Source organism: Bradyrhizobium sp. AS23.2 (assembly GCF_001908185.1).
Taxonomy (GTDB): Bacteria; Pseudomonadota; Alphaproteobacteria; order Rhizobiales; family Xanthobacteraceae; genus Bradyrhizobium.
The window spans coordinates 1-19,957 of the sequence record NZ_LGHM01000050.1 but is presented as its reverse complement, the minus strand read 5'-3'; the positions used below and the strand labels follow the sequence as shown (position 1 = coordinate 19,957).

At 61.2% G+C, this 19,957-nt stretch carries 24 protein-coding genes and 2 pseudogenes; 8 read left to right on the top strand and 18 right to left on the bottom strand.

The genetic code is table 11. The annotated features are described in order from the left end of the window. The first annotated feature begins 143 nt into the window (after positions 1–143). Positions 144–428 carry a hypothetical protein gene (locus AC630_RS12105; protein WP_143197988.1) on the top strand — a complete coding sequence of 95 codons (285 nt, stop codon included), beginning with the start codon at positions 144–146 and terminating at the stop codon, positions 426–428. A gap of 324 nt (positions 429–752) precedes the next feature. Here AC630_RS12105 and AC630_RS45370 read toward each other — a convergent pair whose 3' ends face one another. The 4 genes from AC630_RS45370 to AC630_RS12080 all read right to left on the bottom strand — a co-directional run bounded on the left by AC630_RS45370 (position 753) and on the right by AC630_RS12080 (position 3,711). Further along, entirely contained in the window at positions 753–926 is a 174-nt protein-coding gene (locus AC630_RS45370; RefSeq protein ID WP_167561177.1) for a hypothetical protein, read from the bottom strand. A 627-nt stretch (positions 927–1,553) separates the two neighbouring features. Beyond that, positions 1,554–2,177, bottom strand: coding sequence for a Uma2 family endonuclease (locus AC630_RS12090; RefSeq protein ID WP_074118759.1), 624 nt, complete (start codon positions 2,175–2,177; stop codon positions 1,554–1,556). A 199-nt stretch (positions 2,178–2,376) separates the two neighbouring features. Further along, positions 2,377–2,754 (bottom strand): helix-turn-helix domain-containing protein, encoded by a 378-nt coding sequence (locus AC630_RS12085; protein ID WP_074118758.1) that lies wholly within the window; start codon positions 2,752–2,754, stop codon positions 2,377–2,379. Positions 2,755–2,814: 60 nt separating this feature from the next. Beyond that, positions 2,815–3,711, bottom strand: coding sequence for a hypothetical protein (locus AC630_RS12080; protein WP_074118757.1), 897 nt, complete (start codon positions 3,709–3,711; stop codon positions 2,815–2,817). A gap of 522 nt (positions 3,712–4,233) precedes the next feature. On the opposite strand from AC630_RS12080, the gene AC630_RS12075 reads away from it, so the two are divergent. Next, positions 4,234–4,449 carry an AbrB/MazE/SpoVT family DNA-binding domain-containing protein gene (locus AC630_RS12075; RefSeq protein WP_074118756.1) on the top strand — a complete coding sequence of 72 codons (216 nt, stop codon included), beginning with the start codon at positions 4,234–4,236 and terminating at the stop codon, positions 4,447–4,449. Next, complete coding sequence (locus AC630_RS12070; protein ID WP_349538434.1) at positions 4,382–4,774, top strand: type II toxin-antitoxin system PemK/MazF family toxin; 393 nt, start codon at positions 4,382–4,384, stop codon at positions 4,772–4,774. Before AC630_RS12075 ends, AC630_RS12070 begins: the two co-directional genes overlap by 68 nt. A gap of 386 nt (positions 4,775–5,160) precedes the next feature. On the opposite strand, the gene AC630_RS12065 is transcribed toward AC630_RS12070, so the two are convergent. The 6 genes from AC630_RS12065 to AC630_RS12040 all read right to left on the bottom strand — a co-directional run bounded on the left by AC630_RS12065 (position 5,161) and on the right by AC630_RS12040 (position 11,155). After that, entirely contained in the window at positions 5,161–6,024 is an 864-nt protein-coding gene (locus AC630_RS12065; protein ID WP_074118754.1) for a DUF7693 family protein, read from the bottom strand. A gap of 292 nt (positions 6,025–6,316) precedes the next feature. Further along, positions 6,317–8,029: an AAA family ATPase gene (locus AC630_RS12060; RefSeq protein ID WP_074118753.1), complete on the bottom strand. Its 1,713-nt coding sequence runs from the start codon at positions 8,027–8,029 to the stop codon at positions 6,317–6,319. Positions 8,030–8,397: 368 nt separating this feature from the next. Further along, positions 8,398–9,036 (bottom strand): hypothetical protein, encoded by a 639-nt coding sequence (locus AC630_RS12055; RefSeq protein ID WP_074118752.1) that lies wholly within the window; start codon positions 9,034–9,036, stop codon positions 8,398–8,400. Positions 9,037–9,047: 11 nt separating this feature from the next. Further along, positions 9,048–10,070 (bottom strand): metallophosphoesterase, encoded by a 1,023-nt coding sequence (locus AC630_RS12050; RefSeq protein ID WP_245330343.1) that lies wholly within the window; start codon positions 10,068–10,070, stop codon positions 9,048–9,050. Positions 10,071–10,074: 4 nt separating this feature from the next. Continuing rightward, on the bottom strand, positions 10,075–10,611 hold the full coding sequence (locus AC630_RS12045; RefSeq protein ID WP_074118767.1) for a hypothetical protein: 537 nt from the start codon (positions 10,609–10,611) through the stop codon (positions 10,075–10,077). 1 nt (position 10,612) lies between these two features. Continuing rightward, complete coding sequence (locus AC630_RS12040; protein ID WP_074118766.1) at positions 10,613–11,155, bottom strand: hypothetical protein; 543 nt, start codon at positions 11,153–11,155, stop codon at positions 10,613–10,615. Positions 11,156–11,338: 183 nt separating this feature from the next. On the opposite strand from AC630_RS12040, the gene AC630_RS12035 reads away from it, so the two are divergent. Then, positions 11,339–11,536 (top strand): hypothetical protein, encoded by a 198-nt coding sequence (locus AC630_RS12035; RefSeq protein ID WP_074118751.1) that lies wholly within the window; start codon positions 11,339–11,341, stop codon positions 11,534–11,536. A gap of 64 nt (positions 11,537–11,600) precedes the next feature. Here the strand turns inward: AC630_RS12035 and AC630_RS48040 are convergent, their stop codons facing one another. The 8 genes and pseudogenes from AC630_RS48040 to AC630_RS11995 all read right to left on the bottom strand — a co-directional run bounded on the left by AC630_RS48040 (position 11,601) and on the right by AC630_RS11995 (position 16,732). After that, positions 11,601–12,032 (bottom strand): ketopantoate reductase family protein, encoded by a 432-nt coding sequence (locus AC630_RS48040; RefSeq protein WP_349538427.1) that lies wholly within the window; start codon positions 12,030–12,032, stop codon positions 11,601–11,603. Then, positions 12,029–12,460, bottom strand: coding sequence for a ketopantoate reductase family protein (locus AC630_RS48035; RefSeq protein ID WP_349538426.1), 432 nt, complete (start codon positions 12,458–12,460; stop codon positions 12,029–12,031). Before AC630_RS48035 ends, AC630_RS48040 begins: the two co-directional genes overlap by 4 nt. Positions 12,461–12,582: 122 nt before the next feature. Then, entirely contained in the window at positions 12,583–13,479 is an 897-nt protein-coding gene (locus AC630_RS12025) for a 3'-5' exonuclease (RefSeq protein ID WP_074118750.1), read from the bottom strand. Between the two features lie 61 nt (positions 13,480–13,540). Next, a pseudogene (locus tag AC630_RS48270) lies at positions 13,541–14,600 on the bottom strand (DinB/UmuC family translesion DNA polymerase). A 39-nt stretch (positions 14,601–14,639) separates the two neighbouring features. Continuing rightward, a complete protein-coding gene (locus AC630_RS46880) occupies positions 14,640–14,912 on the bottom strand; it encodes a hypothetical protein (RefSeq protein ID WP_074118749.1) in 273 nt (90 codons plus the stop codon). Positions 14,913–15,036: 124 nt separating this feature from the next. Further along, positions 15,037–15,765, bottom strand: coding sequence for an SOS response-associated peptidase (locus AC630_RS12005; protein WP_074118765.1), 729 nt, complete (start codon positions 15,763–15,765; stop codon positions 15,037–15,039). A gap of 2 nt (positions 15,766–15,767) precedes the next feature. Continuing rightward, positions 15,768–16,217: a zinc ribbon domain-containing protein gene (locus AC630_RS12000; RefSeq protein ID WP_074118748.1), complete on the bottom strand. Its 450-nt coding sequence runs from the start codon at positions 16,215–16,217 to the stop codon at positions 15,768–15,770. Between the two features lie 23 nt (positions 16,218–16,240). Beyond that, positions 16,241–16,732, bottom strand: coding sequence for a hypothetical protein (locus AC630_RS11995; protein ID WP_349538423.1), 492 nt, complete (start codon positions 16,730–16,732; stop codon positions 16,241–16,243). Between the two features lie 137 nt (positions 16,733–16,869). Between AC630_RS11995 and AC630_RS11990 the strand changes: the two genes are divergently transcribed. From AC630_RS11990 to AC630_RS11975, 4 genes and pseudogenes are all read left to right on the top strand, one after another. Next, a complete protein-coding gene (locus AC630_RS11990) occupies positions 16,870–17,289 on the top strand; it encodes a ribbon-helix-helix domain-containing protein (protein ID WP_074118747.1) in 420 nt (139 codons plus the stop codon). A 4-nt stretch (positions 17,290–17,293) separates the two neighbouring features. Beyond that, a complete protein-coding gene (locus tag AC630_RS11985; RefSeq protein ID WP_074118763.1) occupies positions 17,294–18,454 on the top strand; it encodes an extracellular catalytic domain type 1 short-chain-length polyhydroxyalkanoate depolymerase in 1,161 nt (386 codons plus the stop codon). 219 nt (positions 18,455–18,673) lie between these two features. Further along, positions 18,674–19,596 (top strand): annotated as a pseudogene (ku, locus tag AC630_RS11980) (non-homologous end joining protein Ku); the annotation flags it as partial. An 83-nt stretch (positions 19,597–19,679) separates the two neighbouring features. Next, the coding region (locus AC630_RS11975) for a metallophosphoesterase family protein (RefSeq protein ID WP_143197987.1) at positions 19,680–19,957 on the top strand (278 nt) is incomplete at its 3' end.

Genomic DNA, 19,957 nt, shown 5'->3' with positions numbered 1-19,957 from the left:
GCAAAGAGGTTGGGACCTACATCAACGAGCTGATTCGAATGCAGCTCAGAGAAGTGGAGAGAGCGCACGAACTCGTCCGGACGCTGGATGAGATCGCAATCCAACTCGAAAACGACACATCAGATTCGGAAAGGGACTGAGTGATGCCGTTTCCGATACAGATCGACGATGAGCTCTACGCCCGCGTGGCTGCTGCCGCAGCAGATGAAGGCAAGGACCCGTCAACGTACATCGCCGAGCTGGTGCGTGTGGCCCTTCGCAGACGTTTCGCCGCGGCCCTATCGGCCGATACAGAAGACCTGGAAGAGAACTATGCCTTGCCGCCGTTCTCATTGGAGAATTACGAACTGCAGCGCGACCCCGACGAAAGCGACGAGGACTACGCCTTTCGGCGCTCCCTGTTCGAGGGCCGCGCCGGCAAGGGCTGACCGCTGACCGCCCCCCGGAATTCGGCAACACACCTGCGCAGGCAAAAAGCCCCGCCGATGAGGCGGGGCTTTTTGCATCAACAACAAGTCGGAATATAAGATTCCGGGGGCTCACAATCGGTGAACTGAGACTGACGACTGCAGCGCTGGGGAAAGTACGTCCCCTAGCGTCTTAGCAAGCTACTGGGATCGAGGACCTGGCGTTCAGCATCGGACCATGAAACCCAACGATCGCTGAGCATAGTACGTCCCCTCGAACCCAGGGCCGCGCTCCATATTAGCCTCCACCGTGCTTGATCTTGGCCGCAACGTGCTCGCGGATCATCAATTTCCCATCTCAAGCTCGCTGGTCATTTGCCAGTGGTCATGATCGCTTTGTTCCCTGGGCGTCATCGCCGGCTCCACGATCTTGAAGAACGTCTTCGCCGCTGCGCTCTTGATCACCTGGTCGACCTCAGCCGCCCCTACAAGAGGCTTCGGCATCTCCTGCTCGACCAAGACGTTGAAGTGTACTCCCTCAGGAGACGGGACGCGCTTCCACACATGCGGAGCATCGCGACCACCACAATGACGCAGAAGCCGTCGACCGTCGCCTCGAACACGATCAAGAAAAATCAAGAAAGTTGACGCGCTTAGACTCCTATCTCCGCTGGCGTGCCAGACGTCACCCGACCGAGTCCGAACTCACTACGGTGAGCCGAGCATATGCTCCGCCCTGCATCTGATCTGATGCACGCGGTCCCGGCTAATGCCATATTCCTTCGCCAGAATGGCTTCGGACACTCCTGGGCCCAAGTCCCATCCGTTGCATCTCATGACGATCTCGACGTTCCGCTCTGAACGAAAAATACGTTCAAGGGCCTGCCTCAATTCCACCACCAATTCCTCTGTCACAGCACACTCCGGTGAAAACACCGTTGTCGTACCACGTTGGGAAACTATTAGCCCCCCGACGGGGTCGGGGGGGAAATCGCCCTGGCTCGCGCCTGACGCTTGCGAGCGTAGTCCGAGGCCAAAAATCTGACGGGCGCAAACCATCTAGCTGAGGCTCTTGCCTCAGTGGCAGAGAAGGACTTGGTTTCTCAACTGGACATCCAACGAGCCAGTTCGATCCGCTGACGGTTCTCAGATCTTGGGGCCTGAGCCCCTCGTCCTCACTCGAGGCCGAGGGGCTTTGTCAAAAGGGATGTCGAAATAGACTGTATCCAGGTCCATGCTGAAGTCGACGGTCTCCAGATCGAGCGTGTGCTCCGGTGTCGGCAGAACCTTCAGCTCCCATCCGTTCTCGACGCGGAAATAGTGCTCGATCCGCATCTGATCGGTATAGGCCAGGACAATATGCCGGACCGTTGGAAGATCCTTGTAGAACTGCAACTTCCGGCCGCGGTCGCGGTCCATTGTGGACGGCGACAATACCTCGACCACCACGACTGGATCGGTGATGAAGGTGTTATTGCTCGGCGGACCGCAGCGAACGACAATGTCAGGCCGGAATTTATCGCGGCCGGTGGAGCTCGAGGAAGTCTGCACCATCATGCCGCTCATGTAAGTCCGGCAGCCTCGGCGATCCATGACCAGCTTGAGCGGCGCCCCGATGTTGCCCACGATCTGTTCGTGGGTCTCGTTGGGGTTACTCATCAGCACGGGCGCCCCGTCGAAAAGCTCGTACTTTCTTCCGTCGGCAACGCCATCGACGAATTTGTCGAATTCGGCGATCGTCATGTCGATTTTTTCGGCCGCGTCCGCCATCGATTACCGTGCTCCTCGTCCTTGCGTCGGGCTACGCTGGCAAAACCGGCCTGATCAGTGCTCGTAGAGCAATATGGAGCCTTTCCGGACTGCCCTCAACACCAACTGCCGAGACAGCGTTAACGCTGCATCAGCGCAAGCCCCTCCAGCGACATCCGAAGTGAAAAGCCCCGCCGTACGCGGCTGTAGGGTCGCGCTTTTACATTCCAGGACCTGGCGCGAACTCGTGCTGGCTGTCGTGGCCGGTAGCCTCGACGACCTCGATCGTCCCGCGGGACCAGTCGGGCTGATCCTCCAGGACAACCGAAACCCCGACGCCTAGCCGCGTGAGAAACCGGTAGAGGCGTTCGACGCTGTAGGTCTCCGTGCGCCCGTTGCAGAGCTCCGAGACCTTGGACTGCGGTAGCCCCATGATTTCGCCGGCCTGGACCTGAGTGATCTCGCGTTTCTCGATCACCTCGGCAATCTTGGAAACGAGCTTGGCCTTGAGCAGCTCCTCTTCCGGATTGGGCAATCCGAGATCGGCAAACACGTTGCCGGAGCTGAGCTTTCCGAGTGGTTTGCCGCTTCCGTTCATCGGTAAGCCCGCGGGACTATTGCGAGTGTTTTGTCGGCTCGATGCTTGAGAACAGCTTCCTTAGCTTCGTTGAAGATGTTCACGGGCAGAAATCCCCAATGCCAAATTAGGTTCGCGAGTACCCTCCCAACCGAATGCATCGATTACACGCTCGACAAGGGCGCGGTCGATATCGAACGAAGACGGCCACGTACCACCCTTCGTAGCTTCGATGATCTTCACGCTGCCCGAAAGGATTCTGTCCACGTCGCTTACGATCCCGCCCTTGTCGTCCACGAACAGCTTGCCGGCATGTTCGGGAGCGAGACGTCGGAATATTTCGCGCGCCTGTTCGACCGCCTCACGAACCGTCCTCAGCACCTCGGATGCTTTCATTGGCACGGTGGTCGACAACTCTGCATCGAATTCCGCCTGTCGAAAGCCAATCGTGGCGGCGATTTTTTCTAACAGCGACATTGGCGACCAGGACTCGTCCTTGCCCGGGGCAGCCCAGCAGACATGCCAGAGCGGAATCATGTGCTGGTGGATCAAGGCAAGATCGGCGTAATCCCTGACTTGGCGGCGTCCACCAGCCGCGAGTGCTTTGTTGATTGCGAGATCTGCCATGTGCAGCCGCCAGCCGAACGTTTCGTCCGGCACCGGCCGAAAAAAATTCCAAGAACCAGATTGCACCCACTGAACGCGGGTGCTGCCTTCTCCCTCTTTAGATACGATAGCCTCGACCAGACCCTCATGTGGGCGAACGACGTCGACAACTAAACCTGCAGACTTTAGGGCTGCTGTGTCCCGCCCTGCGACGGCCACGACGTCGATGTTGTCGGAATGGAAGAGATCTTCATCGTCTGACAACCTGAAGCCATGACGTTGCAAAACGGCTCCGCCGGCAAATGTGCTGTCTGGGGACCTAAGCGGCATCAAGATGCCGATCACACGTTTTTGGAAGTCATCGAGGGGCATGATGCATCATCTTGCGGATTCTCGCAGCCAGGCGCCATGCTTCCATGTTGCCATAGGCTTGAAGGCGATCATGAACGACCGCGAGACCGTCCTGCGACCTGGGAGGATTTGAGTTCCAGAAACACGTGGTTTTGAAACGCGAGAGCGCTTCATCATGCAACGCGCTCGCCTCGCTAGAGAGAGATTGCCTTGCCTCACGAAGCCGGCGGGCGGTTTCGACGATAACCTGACGCCCCTCTTGCGGAACCAATACCTCTACGCGCACCAGGCCGGCGCCACCCCCAACGGTCTTATATCTATTCGTACGGTCTTTCTGGCCCATGGCTCTAAATATATCGTATCCGGGATACGGTGCAACCCATTACTTTTGCTACGAATCTAGGAGCGCGATACCAAGGAGGGGGCGGACGGCTGAGAGCAGCGCAAGAGCCATCGTCAGCGACGGCCGACCGGGCGCCCCTTAGTCTTGAAAACTGAAAGGAAATTCCTTACGGTAAGGAAAATCCTTGACTGGAGGCGTGCATGATTACGAGTAAACTTACAACCAAAGCTCAAACCACGATCCCCCAGGCAGTCCGATCCGCTCTGCATCTGAAGGAAGGTGACGAGATCGCCTATACGATCACTGACGATAAGGTCATCATGACAAAAGCCGAGCTTACTCCGGTTGATGATCCCTTCGCCACTTTTAGTGAATGGGACAGCGAGGCAGATCGGAAAGCCTATGCCGGCCTTTAAGCAGGGAGACGTCGTTAGGGTTCCTTTCCCGTACACGGATCGATCGACGCGTCAGCACCGCCCGGCACTCGTTGTATCCAAAGGAGGCATTGGGGAAAACGGCAACCTCCTTTGGGTGGTGATGATCACGAGTGCGGAAAACAGAGCTTGGTCGGGGGATCTCGCTATCGGTCGTTACGAAGAGGCCGGTCTCCCTGCTCCCTCCATCATTCGACCTTGTAAGATCGCGACGATCGAGGCGCGCCACGCGGAACGCCTCGGTCGTATCGAACCTCGTTTGATGATCGAAGTTGTATCAGAGATACACGGCATTCTGGCTAACTGAAGATCCTATCGCCATCCTGTATGCCGGCTCTTGAGGTAAAGCGGACAAAGGTCTGTTCGAAATGAAAACCCCGCCCGTCGCTGGCGGGGTTTTGTGTGTTTCAGACTAGGGACGTACTTTACCCCGATTAGGAGACGAACTTAGAGGGGACCAACTTTACTCACCACGGCTGCTACAGCGGCCGCCGCGCTGCGGCAGCAGCCAACAAGCAGCCGCCGGCCGCCGTCGCTGCATCGGGCCAGCAGCAAACGGCGGCGGCTGTTGCTGGCACCGATCTGGAGCATGACGTCCCTCCGCACCTTATGCACTTTATGCAGGTGCCCTTCCGCACCAGCCGAGGCGGGTAGTTAGCTTCGCCATGGCGGCGGAGCGAGCGAGGTGCGGCCCTAACGCCCTTCCAGGATTTCGGAAATGGCGTCTTGCTCATCGTCTTCGAGAAGACTGAATGGGTTGCCTTCGCGCGCAGCGAATGAATCGTAGTCGCCGGCCCGTCCGTCCGGGGCGCGGGCTTCCTGCACGTACTTCATTCCGTAATTGCGTTTGAACGCCTCGATCGACCAGCCGTCGACGATGAACTCGCCGACGCCATGGTACAGACGCTTCCAACCACCCGCTGGAGAGACGATCTGTGGGCGCGCAGATCCGCTTGCGATGCGCCGCAAGACGTCCATCACCTCCGCAACATCGACTTGGCCCAGCGGCAACGGCGGAAATCGCTGCGCCGCTGGTGGATGACAGCGCGCCTTGGCCAAGATCCCACTGATCTTCGGCAGGAGCGGGCCGTGATCCTCCGCCTCGTCCCACACTCGGCGATGAAGGATGGATAGAGCGTCTCGAGCATCGTCGAAGGCATCATCCGCGATGCGTCGGCGACGCCAGTCCCGCCAGAGCTTATCGATCGCATCGAGCCAGGCCGTTGCCCACTCGCCGGCCACCGGCCGGCACCAGTGTATGACGAGGTGAGGCCCGTTCCACTCTGGCGGCGCGGCGGCGCGAAGCTTCGCTTCCAGCCCGATACGCTCGGACTCGTTCATGGCCCAAGTGCACGCATCCCGTACTTCGATCCTGACGTGAGGCCCCATAAAATAACGGACCGCTTGCTGATCCCATCTGTGCTCCTGCTGGATCGTCGCCGCGGATGCGGGAATGCCCTCGGACTCCAAAGCGTCAAGGACCGGCTTCCATTCCGCGTGGTCGGTCACCAGTCCCATCGAGTCGCGGTCCTCATCCTCCAGCGTGCTCGTTGCCATGTGGAACTCCTCTCATCTACACCATCAATAGCCGACTTGCCCTTCTGTTTCTGGCCCATAGCTGGTCTATCAATAGCCTCTACCCCTGGAAGGTCAATTCAGCACCTAGGAAGCTGATCGGCGCTAGGATCCTGCTCCGAATAACTGTTAAGCGTCATTTGCATCATCCTGCGAGGACGTCAGCTCTAGACGCCGTCGGAAAGGGAAACGTGAGAACTTTCCTCGCCGCCGCTCGAGTGATTGGTGAGCATTCTCACTGCACACACCGCTGTGGATCGGCGCCGAACTGTTTTCATCGTGGCAACCTCCTGAGGCCGCATGGATCACACGCCTCAACGATCCTGCGGATTTCCTCGCCCGAAAGCTGGCGGTGAGCAGCGAGCCGGTCGGCCACGGCGAGGATCGCGTCGCGGTGGCGACGTACGACCTCGTCGGAACGGTTTTGCAGGGCCTGTAGGTGCCGTTCGACCTTGGACCGAAGCTCGGGATCGCGGCGCACCGCTTTCAGCGCATCCTGGTAAGAGGCGATGTAAGTCAGGGTGTCGCCGAGGCCCGTGGAGGCATGCAGCGTCGTCACGAACTGGGTGACTTGTGCGAGGTCGGAGTCGTCGCTTCCGCCCGCTCCGACCGCCATATCGCCGATCAGGAGGCTTTCCGCTGCGCGCCCTGCGAGCATGACGATGGCCCGTCGTTCGATCGAATCGCGTGTTGGCAGGTCGTCCGTTTCCCACTGGATCCGCGTCTCTCCCGCCGACGTGCCAATCCTTCCGATCATGCATCGCTTGAGTACTCCGCAAGAAAGAGCGATCGAAGTCACCGCATGCGCACCTTCATGAATACATGTGCGGCGGAGTGCGGCTGGTGCGATGTCTTCGACCATCGCGGTGGCCCGAATGAGGTCATTGAGCTCCAGGGCCCGCCCAGCGTAGCGGGCGATCCGGCGTGCTCCGCGCACCGCCATCATGATCTCTGCGCCGGTTGATCCATCCATCAGGTGGCCGATGTCGGTCAGATCTGCGTCCGCCAGGTCCCTGCCCAGGTGATGACGCAAGATGTTGATAGCGCCGGCCTGGTCGGGACGGGTGATTTCGATCGCCCGCTCCAGCCGGCCTGGACGCAGCACGGCCGCATCGACACCGCTGATGTTGTTCGTTGCGCCGAGCACCACGATTCCGGCACGCTTTCCCATGACGGCATTATCCAAGCTGAGGAGGAAATCCGTCACCACGGGTGTCCACCAGTCCGCGCCGCGAGGCGACATGGTGGCGCGGTTCGGCAGCGCGTCGATCTCGTCGAGGAACAGGATGCACGGTGCGACCGCAGCTGCTCGTTCGAACATCGCGCGCGACGCCTTGATCACCGAATCGAGATACCCCGGCGAGCTCGCGAAAAGATCGGCGATCGAAAAAGCAACAAGCGGCACGCCGCACGCATTCGCTAGAACTCGTGCAAACAGCGACTTGCCAAGCCCGGGCTCCGAGAACAGCACCGCACCTCGGTCGACGCCCTGCCAATCCAGGCGGCCAGAGCGGTAATCCGCGATATCCCGCACCAGATTCATGCCCCATATCCGCGCTGCACCGTATTCGACTGCGTCTTCAAGTTTTGGCAAGCGCTCCGTCGTCCTGGTACCGTTCCCGGCCACGGTGGCGTTCCGGAGACGAGCGATGATCTCGACCGGCGAGGAGTTGGCCCGAAACGCTGCGACAAGATCGTGGAATTCGAGTCCGGCGACGATGTCCTCGTCAATGCCAGACGGCGCCGGCTGTCCGGTGAACATGCGGATCGCTCGCCCGATCGTTGTCCCCCTCGGCGTGTTGATGCGTATCGTGAGGTCGGCCGCAGCCGTGAGCACTGAGGGCAGAGCGCCGCCATCGACAGTGATACCGATCACCGGCAGGCCGCGCGCAAGGTCCGCTGCGACCTCGCTGTTTCTGTCGGCCTTCTGTTGCTGCGTCTTCAAGGTCTCTGGTGCAATCACCTGCCATCGATCGCCGAACTTCACGACGAAAAGCTCTCGGAAGGGTTTAATCCAACTTGGCCCTGGCACCAGTATGACCACTGCGAGTGCCGACTGGCTCTTCAATTGCCGCCGGACTGCGCCGCTGGTTGCCGCATAGAAAGCGGTCGCTGTTATCGAACATTGAGCAGAGGGACGCTCCCGTCTCGCTACCGGCGCCCATAACGCCGGCGGCTCCGTGCCGACGACATCATTGGCGAGGTCCCGAGCTGCCCGAGGTCCCACCGTACTCATAGCCAGTGCGCTCCCAACGTGCCGCATGTCGAAGCGTTGCCCGAGGACGTCATCGACCGCAGCTGAGGAGAGGCTTTCTGTTTTCGTCGGGATTCGGGCAGGTGCGAGGATTTCTCTGATCATGAGCGGCTCCTGGCGATGGTGCGGGGACCCAGCGGTTCGGATGCAAGATCGAGGACTAGTAGATCGGCGCAGGCGAGCGCCATCACCGCTGGAGCGGGGTCAACCTCACTACGAATGCTCTTGAGAAGCTCCCCGAGCGGCATGGGCCCCTCATCAAGCAGCGTCAGCAGGATGCGCAGGCGCAGGCCTACCGAGACGGGGCTCTCACGATAGGACCAGACCAGTCGCACGTTGCTGTATCGCGGCTCGCGGCGGATCTCTTCGGCGGTCAACGCGATTGGCTTGAGACCGAGGTCCGTCAACGCAATTTGCGCGCGCCGTTGCTCTTCGGAAGTGCGGATGCGTCTCGTCGGAACGACGTCGAGTAGAAAGCTACCATCGTCGCGCTGTAGAACAGTGGCATTCGCCGATGGAATATAAACAATCGAGCGCACCTGTGGATCGAGCGACGCTTGGATGAGCGCGTCGTGCAACGCCGGATGTCGCAGCGGGATCGGGGTTGCGGTCTTGCTTGAAAGGAATAGATCTCCGGCAGTCTTCGACCTTCTTCTTGACGATGAGGTAGGACTTAAGGCCGGAGGAGGGGCTGGCCACAGTGTATCGCTCGATTTCGATCGGTCACCGGTGTCGGTCATGACCACCTTCCTCAGATTTCGACAACGAGGTTCTGATCGAAGCGGGGATTGTCGCAAACGCGATATTTCGGCAGCCAGGGCCCGTAGCCCTTGGCATTGGATATGACCCGCGTCTCGCCGATCATGGCGTCGAAGGATTCGTGGGTGTGGCCGTAGATCCAAAGATCGGCCGGCCGCAGGGCGCCGCGCGCGTCGTCGGGCGCCGGCAGCATCAGAGACCTGAGATCACTCCGGTAGGCCGGGTCGAGCCCGCGATCGCTGTCCGATCCGCCCGGTTCGTCCGACAGCTCGGGTACCGGCGCGTGATGAGTGACGACGACAAGTCGGTCTGCGTCGCGCGGCTTGCGCATCTCGGCTTTCAGGAACACCAGAGACTTCAGATGTCGGGTAAGGGCATGGGGCGGCAAGAAGCGTTGCTTATAGGTCGACGTCCTGATCTTCTTGAAGTCGTTCATGCGCTCGCCCGCGATCATCATCCCGCGATGGGCGTCGCCGTTGATGGCGAAGTCGGTCCAGAGTGTCGCCCCGGCGAACGTGACGTTGCCGATGCGGAAGGTCTCGTTCTCAACGACGTGCACGTTTGTACCGGCAGCGGTGGCCTTGGCCTTATCGAGCGTGCGTTGGATGTCGGTACCGTAGGCCTCATGGTTGCCCGCGACGTAGACGACGGGCTTATCGGGCACTCGCTCCAGCAGCCAGCGCACGCCGCGCTCCATGCGCGTGATGAGGTCGCCAGCGATGACCAGCACATCAAAGTCCGGACGCGCGTCGCCGGACGGCAGATCCCAGCCGCGGGTCAGTTCGACATGCAGATCTGACAGGATCCACAGGCGCATCGGACAGTCCGCGCTCCTCTTGCCGTCCTTCTTGGATGGGGAGTTCTCAGGGTTCAGCAGCGGATCACCCTCAGGTAATTCCTCCCGGTGAATGATGAACTGCGCGTCGATAGAATCGCAGAGGGGACACGTGTAGCGCTCGGGGACGTAGACGAATGACCCTTCCTGCTTGCAGGTGCGGCAGCGAAAGCGGGCCATCGGGCTACTCCTCGAGACCGTCCGGTGGGATGTCCACGAACGCATCAGCTGCGCGGTCGTAGCGGCGGCAGAAGAAGACGCGCATATCGCGCAGCTCCGTGACGCGGATGACGTGGAAGCTCTCTAGGCCGGCCTCGATGCGGACAGGCTCGCCCTTTGCATCGGCAGGGCAGCGCGTCATCCAAACACCGTCATGACGATACAAACGGCCTTCTTCGCCACATTTTTCGCAGGTGCAGGCGGATCGCGCTTCGGCCAAGGCTATCGCTTGCGCAACCCTGGCATTGCTCTCATCCCAAAGGGTGCCAGCCCAGGAGAGGCGCAGAGTCCCGAATTTTTGCTCAACGCAGACAAATGCGAAGCGATCGCCATTGGCCAGCGCGTGTTCGATCCGGCTGCAAAGCCGCTCTAGGATGTCGCGCCAGCCGATCCCGCAAAGGGGATAACCCGGCGTGCGCTCGGGCTCGTCGTACATGACTTCAAACAGGCGGGGGTGGACCTGCATGAAGTCGGTCCGCCAGTTCTGGACACTGCGCGCCATGTCACGTCTCCTCGCTTCCTGCATCGCTCGACGGGGTGTCGATGAAGCTGTCGGCCTCGCGGTCGTAGCGTCGCGCGCCGATCCGATAGCCGTTCGACGCTGGGAGACGGATGAGGGGGATGTTCTCCTGGCCGGGCTCGCCTGGCACCGGCGCGCCCTGCGCGTGTTCTGCGCAGCGGGTCATGTAGACGCCGCCGTCGCGATAGAGCCGGCCCTCGGCGCCGCACCGCTCACACGTGCAGGCACTGCGCGCCTCGGCGAGCGCAATGGCCTCGCGCAGCCTGGCTGCGGTCTCGGGTGAGACATCGCCGCTCCAATAGACCCTGAGTAGGGCGAATTTCTCCTTGATCTGGAGGATCTGGATTGTCTCACCCTCGCGCAGCGCGGCCTCAAGCCTCACGCACAGGCGCTGGAGCAGATCGTGCCAGCCTTCCTCGCACCAGGGATACCCGCGTGCAGACTCGGGATGCCCAGCTGGTGGATGAAATAGGTTGGGGTAGGCCCTGATCAGTTCGACCCGCCAATTCCGCACGATGTCGGTCATCACACGACCCTCAACGCCAAACTCGGGACAAAGAACAAATCAGGAACATGGACATGTGTCAATAGAAATAAATGTACCTATGTACATAGGCACCGGGCAGCCTATGGCCATTTGGAAAAACCCAATTAGGATCAATCGGCTGGAGATTCGCAGCACACTCAACGAGCCACGCCCGGAGAACGCATGTCTGACGGACGAAGAACCCCGAAGGAAAGCAAACCAGCAACCGGAGGAAAGCGGAACTTCTTCGCGTCGATGTCGGCAGAGGTGGTTAAGGCACTCAAGCTGGCAGCTGTTGAGGACGACACCACCGCTTCCGAGATCCTTGAGCAGGCCGCGCGCGATTGGCTTGAGAAACGCAAGGCCAAAAGGAAGAGTTAGGGCTTCTCCAATCGGCGGCTCAAGTTTGACTATTGTTTGTGCTTTAGCTCTGCCAGCTTCACCATCACCTGGAGGGCGCGATTGGTGGGTGTCGGAATTCCGAGCTCAGCACCTTTCGCACAACGTAGCCGTTGAGAAAGTCGATCTCACTGGGCTCGCCGCGCGCAAGATCCTGCGCGGTTGACGACATCTGATTCGGCATGATCGTGGGAATGTTCAGGATCTGCTCAATCAGGCCGTCCTGAACGCGCACGCCGCAAGCACGCGCGACGATGATGGCTTCCTGAACCGCGCTCGCGACGACATCCTTTATTCCTTCGACGTCCAACATTGGTCCGTAGGAAAGACCCGATACGGCTGATAACGCATTGTAAGCACAATTCGTGGCCAGCTTGCTCCAGAGGATGCTTTCGATGTCGTCGGCGACGGTCGTCTGGATTGCGGCTGCATTCAGCGTTTGCGCCAGTGCTTCGCTCTGTGGGGAGCCGCCGATCACCAATGCACCGCCGCCGTGATGCTTAACATGGCCGGGCCGGCCATTTCGCTGCCGACATAGACGACAGTTGGAATGACGGGGTGACCAGTGACCGCACGCAGGCGCTGCGGATTGTCGACGCCATTCTGTAGGGTGAGGATCGATGTGTCCGGACGCAAGCGCCCAATGAGAGAGCGGCCTGCTTCCTCCGTATCAGCTGACTTCACGCAAAAGAGCACGAGGTCAGGCGAGACGAGGGAACTTGCATCGGTGGCCGCCCTTGCGGGCAAGTATCCCTTGAAAACCTGCGTGTCCATGAGGAGGCCTTGCGCATTGATCGCATCGACATGCGTTCGCCTGCCAATGAACGTCACGTCATGTCCCGCCTTGGCCAGCAGTCCGCCATAGTAGCACCCTACGGCTCCAGCTCCGACGACGGCGATTTGCATGTTTGTCTCCCGTAGCGACCGAGGCTGCCTGGAGTAATTAGGCGGCGGCATTGTCTTCCTTGTTGGCACCGCGCATGACGATCTCCAGTGCATCGTCACGCTGTAGAGATGGCACATCCGTTTTATGCTCTAATCGAAAACCGGTCGAATGCCGTTAAGGCCTGTAAGCGCGGCTCCGCATCGCAGAGATAGATCTCGGTCTTGAGAAACGTGATTTCATCGTCCAGCTTGCTTTCGTCGACGTCGATGTACCACGACCGAGGCCTGCCATCGCTTCCGTCACTCCACCGGTAGCCACGGCGCTTCAGGGCGTCCTTGAGATCGAAGGGCGACTGCTCCGCCCACACGCGCATTGTCTTCTTTCGCGCCTGCTCAAGCAGGACGGCAAGCGCTGGTGATCCGGTTGTCGGAAGTTCGAACGCGAGGATCTCGAGCAGGGCGTGGCAATCATCGACCGCCCTGTGAGCCTGGTGAAAGAAGCCAGCGCCGTTCAGGAGGTAGCCCAGGCGAGAGCCCTCGAAGCCGTGTCTTCCCCATTCGATTTCCGTCGCCGAACATCCCCAGGCCTTCCGTTGAAATATCGGCCAGTAGCGCTCCGCGAACTTGCGGTCGAAGCTCGCGTTGTGGGCGATGACGATGACTGCGTCGTCCGCGAACAACGAGACGGCTTCCTCGTCGACTCGTTGCCCCGCGACCATCTCATTCGTGATGCCTGTGAGGGCGGTGACCTCCGGCGGGATCGGCGCAGACGGCTCGTTGAACGAGGTGAAGGCGTCCCTGACGCCGGCGATGCGCCCGTCCGGCAGGTAGTCGAACTTGACCATGCCAAGCTCGATGATCTCGTCCTTCTGCTGATCCAGACCTGTCGTCTCCACGTCGAGGAGGAGGCCGGTCTTCGTACTTTGGCCGACGGATGGAGCGAAAGTTTCACGTCGGACCAGGCGCCGAAGGACCCGGTAGTCTGGTGATTTGGCCAATGCCTCGGCCATAGCGGCCAGAGTTAGCTCGTTTTCACGCATTGGATTTCTGCAACTCCCCGGCGCGTCGCACGCATACCTACAAGCGGCAGTTTAGTCCGGTTCAAATCCCGAAATCTAGTTGCGGCTCCGCATCGTCTGCTTCTTGGAGGGAAGACAGCGATACCCCAAGAGGCGCACCGCTTTCGGAAGGGGCATATTGTCCTTCAGCAGCCGATCGCGAGATGCGCGAGATCGTCGCGGTTCGCGATGACGGTAGAAACGGATTGACCGCGCGTGATGATCTCGAAATCAGCGAACTTCACTTTCAGCGTCACCGTTCGGCCCCGGCTGCCAGTCGACTCGCAGTGCCGCCAAACCTTGTCTATCAGCGGCTCCAGTTCAGCGACCATCGCGTCGAAGCCGGTAAGGTCCGTCGAGAACGTACTCTCCGCGCCGACTGACTTCCGGATCCGGTTGGCTCGAACCGGCCGTTCGTCGACGCCGCGCGAGATCCAGTAGTAGTACGCACCCGACTTGCCGATCCGAAATCGCTCGCGGTTAGCATGTCGTCGCCCTTCAAAATCTCGGCGACCTTGACCTGCCCCCGTTCTCTTGCCGCTGCATCAGGCGTTCTCTCAGCCATCGTAATACCGACCTCAAGGTGGGGTTCTCTGCGAACGGCCCGTAGTCATGACCGAGATGCGGCCGTGCCATTTTAATATCCGCGATCGACTTTGCCGGCCCCTTATGCGCTAGGGAGCCGAATACGTCTTCCGGTCGGGTTGGCGCAAAGACGGCGTTCGGTTGTTCGGGCTTGTCGGGCTCGCTCATGCCGCAAGCCTACATCCGCCGCCCAGGCATGCCAATCTTCGGGTCCCGAAGAACCCGCGGATCTGCCGGCTGATCGCCTTGTAGACCTCGAAACGCGGCCTGACGAAGACCAGGTCGGGACACTGCCGCTTCGCTGTCACCGACGGCATGGCAGAGCGAACGCCAGATTTGCGGGCTTCGTAGCTCGCGGCGACGACGCCGCGCCCCGCCGAGCCCCACCGCGACCGCTTTGCCGGGACGTCCGGATTATCGCGCTGTTCCACGGACGCATGGAACGCATCCATATCGATCTGGATGATCTTGCGATGGGGCGCCGCCGAGACGTCTTGCTCTGGATCGGGTGTGGCCATCCTCGAATTACAGAGGTTCGTGGTCGCCTCGTCGCAGCGTTAGACGAGGTCCTCTGGCGGGCACTCAGGGCATGTGTCTCCGATCGAATCCAGGATCTCGGCGATTGCGACCGCGGCGACCGCCGGAGAAACCCCGGCCGGCGGATCCTGACGCGCGACTTCGAATGCACGCTCGCGGGCGTGAGGGTCGCCGCGATCCTGCATCCAGCCGTGCTCCCCGCACTCCCGAATGGCTCCGGCGTCGTGGAGAACCGAAATGGCCCAGCTCCGTAGCGTCCGGACCGCGGGCCGCCTTTCCCTGGACATCAGCATTGATCGCTCCTGCCGACAAGAATCGTCCGCGCCCGTCCATCGTTCCGGCCAGTTAGCACAGGGCAGGGGCTCGAAATCGCGGGCACAGTTGCTGTGCACGTGTTCCGCCTTCCCGTGCACAACACTAAGCGGCCGCCGCGGGATCTTCCTTCTCGCCCATCGCCACAATCTTCAACGCGCCGTCCGGCAGCGGACGCTGCAACGCGTTGGCCTCGTCCCAGGGGGCGCGCATCCAGACGTCATACTCCTCCGCCGTCGTCAGGATCACCGGCATCGCTTTTGGATGCACGCGCTTCACCTCGACATTCGGCTCGCATGTCAGGAAGCCGAAGATGTCTAGGGTGACCTCGCCTTCCTTCGCTTTGCGAACGCTGGTCCAGTTGGTCCAAATGCCAGCGAAAGCGACGAGGGGGCGCGACGCGTCGATGGCGAACCACACCGGCACCTTCTTGCCGTCGATCGTGTCGTACTCGGAAAACGACGTGAGCGGCACAAGGCAGCGATTGTCGGGCCCCAGCCACCGCTTCCAGTGGCTGCTGCTGGTGTTGCGGATGTTGGTCGTGCCGCTATCCGGCTCCATGCGTAGCAACTCCTTGAAGTCCGCCGCCTTGCCCTTGGCTTCGAGCTTCTCGGCGCGCTTCTTCGTTGCATCCATCAGCGCCTTCGACGAGGACGGCATGCCCCAGCGCGCCATGGCGACCTCGCGGCCATTCGGCGCATTGCGGACGATAGGGGCGGGGTAGTCCGGGAAGATGCCGGGCATCGATGGCAGATTGCCGACGTGGCTGTTGAGCGCGCCGAACAGGCGCCGGATCGCGTCGACGTTTTTCGTCATCGAGTAGAGATTGCACACGATCAAGTCTCCGAAGTGGCTTGGCGGGCGCGCGGTGTCAGTTGCAGAAGCGTGGCGGAGGGCCGTCGGCCGGCCTTAGCACATTTGCTGCAGCGGAGACGGCTGGCGAGGTCGTGGACCAGCGTGGTGGGCGGATGGCGCAGTGCCGCCAGATCGACGTCTCGTCGAGACTTGCACCGCGGGCACTCGATCTCGAGCCAGCCGTAACCGCCGTTGATGGCCTGGTCGACGGTGGGCGACGGGTCTATCGGCCCGCCATCCGCCCACATGCGCTCGTTCCAGGATTCGCAGAGCAGCTTGTCGGCCTGCCGGATCAGGGCCTCGCCCTTGGCGCGGGCCTCGGCAGCCTGAGTTGCGAGGATCGTCGTCATCGCGCGCGCCATCGCCAACTCCTTGGCCAGAGCCTTCCGGTCTCCTCCGGAGAGGGGCGTGGGATGGTGCTTCGGTGCCATCGTCTCGGGTTGATCGCCGGCGTCTAATAGCTCGGCCAGCAGCCGTCTTCCTCATGGCGTCCCGTCCGCTGCGTGCAGGTGTTGTCCAGCAGCCGTTGTCCGACATCCTTCCAGACCGCGTTTGCGCCGTAGAGGTGGGCGGCGTCGACTTTCTGGATCTCGACCGTTCTGCCGCAGCGGTGACACCCGACCCTCAGAAGATGTTGAGAGATTTGGTCCAGCCGCAGCGCCCCTCCGGGAGGCGCAGGCTTGGTTTCTGCGCGAGGGTCGTCCAGCAGCGCTCGCCAGTATTCGACCGGGAGGTCGTCTGCCGGTTCGAGGGGCCGCGTTGGCGGCGTTTTCTGGTCGATACCGATGGAGGAGGCGAGTTTCTGCATCTGCTTCACGGTGGGGAAGCGCCAGCTGGCGGGGCGGTCGGTCATGTCATATTTGAACATATCAAGAACATTGAAGTCGAGTCCCGGCCGGCGCATCCGGCGAAAATCGGGGACGAGCAGCGTGGGGAGCCAAGTCACCTTGGTGAGCCTCGCCGGAGGACCCAGGAGCGACCCGCCTCCGTTCCGCGAAAATCGACCTTGGCCCTTGTAGATCGCCAGAAGACATCCACTTGACATCCTATAGCCATCCACATGGATGGCGTGGAGAACTGCAGATGGCTGACAATGTGCGCGACTTGCGGCCAAAAACGCCCGACACCGAGAAGATCACCATCAACCTCGGTTACGTCGACCTGGGTCAGGTCGATCTGATGGTGCAGGAGGGATTCTATTCCAACCGTACCGATTTCATCCGAACGGCCATCCGCAACCAGCTCGAGCGGCACGCGGACGTCGTAAAGCAGTCGACGGTCCGAAAGAGCCTGGACCTTGGGCTGCGGAATTACAGCCGCGAAGATCTCGAGGCGGCACGACGCGCCGGCGAGATGCTGCACATCAACGTTCTCGGCTTGGCGACCATCGCCCAGGACGTCACGCCCGATCTGGCCCGCGCCACAATCGCTTCGGTGTCGGTGCTCGGAGCCCTCCATGCGACTCCCGCGGTCAAGGCCGCTCTCGCCGACAGAACGAGGTGAGGTGATGCTGGATCAGAACATAGTTCGCGAGGCCACGCGTCTCACGCGAGCCGGCCAACTTGTAGAGGCCACCGCGCTCCTGCAGCGCATGCTTCGCGGCGAGAGCGCCGCAGAGCCGTCCGGTGGCACGGCCAGAGCCAAGCCGGCGAAGATCGAGCCGCTGACCATCGACTTGAAGGCGAACGTTCTCGAGGAGAAGAAGGGCCGCCAAAGCACGCACGCCAGTTCCGTGCAGCGGCGCAATCGCCCGGCGCCGTTCGACGCGATGCGAAAGTTATCCGGACTCGGCCTGCGCGCTCCGCCTGCCACGACGGATATCGCACCCGAAGGAACGAGGTTTATCGCGGGGACCTTCAGCAACGCTGCCGGAAGCCGGACCTACAAACTGTTCATCCCCAGCCGCTCGCGAGGAGAACCGCTTCCGCTCGTGGTCATGCTCCACGGTTGCACCCAGTCGCCGGACGATTTCGCGGCTGGCACCCGGATGAATTTCCTGGCGGAAGAACGAAATTGCTTCGTGGTCTATCCGGAGCAGCCCAGCGGAGCCAATCAGTCAAAATGCTGGAATTGGTTTCGCACGGGCGACCAGCAGCGGAACGGGGGAGAGCCGTCGCTGATCGCGGGCATCACCCGTCAGATCATGCAGGACTATCCGATCGACCCGAACCGCGTCTACGTCGCAGGGCTCTCGGCCGGCGGGGCGGCGGCTGCCATCATGGGGGCGACGCACGCCGATCTGTACGCGGCCGTTGGGATCCATTCCGGCCTGGCATGCGGCGCAGCAAGCGATCTTCCCTCAGCGTTCGTCGCGATGCGGCAGGGCGGCGGGAAAGCCAGGAATGGCGGCCCGTCGGTGCCGATCATCGTTTTCCACGGCGACCGTGACACCACTGTGAATCCGAACAACGCCGACCGGATTGTCGAGCAGTCCGCGACGGGGATGAGATCGAAAGCGATCGACGGACGAGTGCCGGACGGACACGGATATACCCGCACGATCCTGACCCATGCGGACGGGCGCGTCGTGTCCGAGCATTGGAATGTTCACGGCGCTGGTCATGCCTGGGCGGGAGGCAGTCCCGCAGGCTCCTACACCGATCCGCGCGGGCCGGACGCAACCGGGGAAATGCTGCGCTTCTTCCTCGATCATTCGCTCGGGAGTTAGTCGAAACCAGGTTCGCGCAGCGGTTCCCGAGCGAGCTGAAGCCAGCTGGTCTCGCACACGGATCATATTCCCGTTTCGTTCTGGAGAGTGAAGAGGCCCGGTTCGGATTCTGCTGGCATCGCGGCCGACGCAAATGAATCTCGGGGCTGGCGTGTCGGAACTGGCCGCCCCCGTTCGTCTTGAGTCCGAGTCCCCGCACCCTGGAGCGTTGCGTTCACCATGGCCCCGCGAGCGAACTGGAAAGGCTTCCTGCGTCTGTCGCTCGTCACCTGCCCGGTGGCGCTCTATCCGGCGACGTCGGAGAGCGAGAAGATCGCGTTCAACCAGCTGAACCGGGCGACGGGTCACGCATCAAATATCTAAAGGTCGATGCCGACACCGGCGACGAGGTGCCCAACGAAGACATCGTTAAGGGCTACCAGATCGAGAAGGACCAGTTCATCGAGGTCACCAAGGAGGAGCTGGAGGAGGTCGCACTAGAGTCCACGCGCACCATCGAGATCGATGAGTTCGTGGACCGAACCGAGATCGATCCGCGCTACCTGATCCGCCCCTACTATCTGCGTCCGGACGGCAAGGTCGGCCACGACGCCTTCGCGGTGATCAGGGAGACCATCCAGGAGATGGACAAGGTCGCGATCGGCCGCGTGGTTCTCACCAACCGCGAGCACATTATTGCGCTCGAGCCGTTGGAGAAGGGTCTCGTCGGTACGCTGCTGCGCTACCCCTACGAGGTCCGCTCCGAGCAGGAATACTTCGACGAGATCCAGGACGTCAAAGTCACCAAGGACATGCTCGACCTCGCAAGGCACATCGTGAACCAGAAGGCTGGCACCTTCGATCCCGGGAAGTTCGAGGACCACTACGAGACCACGCTGGTTGACCTGATCAACCAGAAGCGTGCAGGCAAGACGATCCGCCCGAAGGAGCGGCCCAAAGGCGAAAACGTGGTCGACCTGATGGAGGCGCTGCGGCAGAGCGTCGGTCGGGAGGCTGCGCCGGCAAAGGCAGCAAAGCCCGCCAAGAAGCCGCGCAAGGTGGCGGCGGGTCAGAAAGAGATGTTGATGCCGATCCAAGGCAAGAAGCCGGCGAAGGAAGCAGCGGCGAAGAAACCCGCGACGAGCCAGCGGCGGAAGTCGGCTCAGGCGGTTGTGTCCGGGGCACCGGCGGTGCATCAGGAAGCTGCGGCCCAACGCGTGATAAGGTGCTTCAACCGGACGCTTCGATGACCTTCACCATCGGCATCATCTCGGATACGCACGGCCTGCTTAGGCCGGAGGCTCTTCGCATGCTGGCCCATGTCGACCACATCATTCACGGCGGCGACATCGGCGATCCCGAGATCATCACCGCGCTGCGGAGAATTGCTCCCGTCACGGCGATCAGAGGGAACGTGGACACGAGCGATTGGGCCACCGAATTTGCCGAAACCGAGTTCGTGCGGCTCGCCGGACGGCTGTTCTACGTTCTGCACGACCTCAACACCCTGCAGGTCGATCCCGT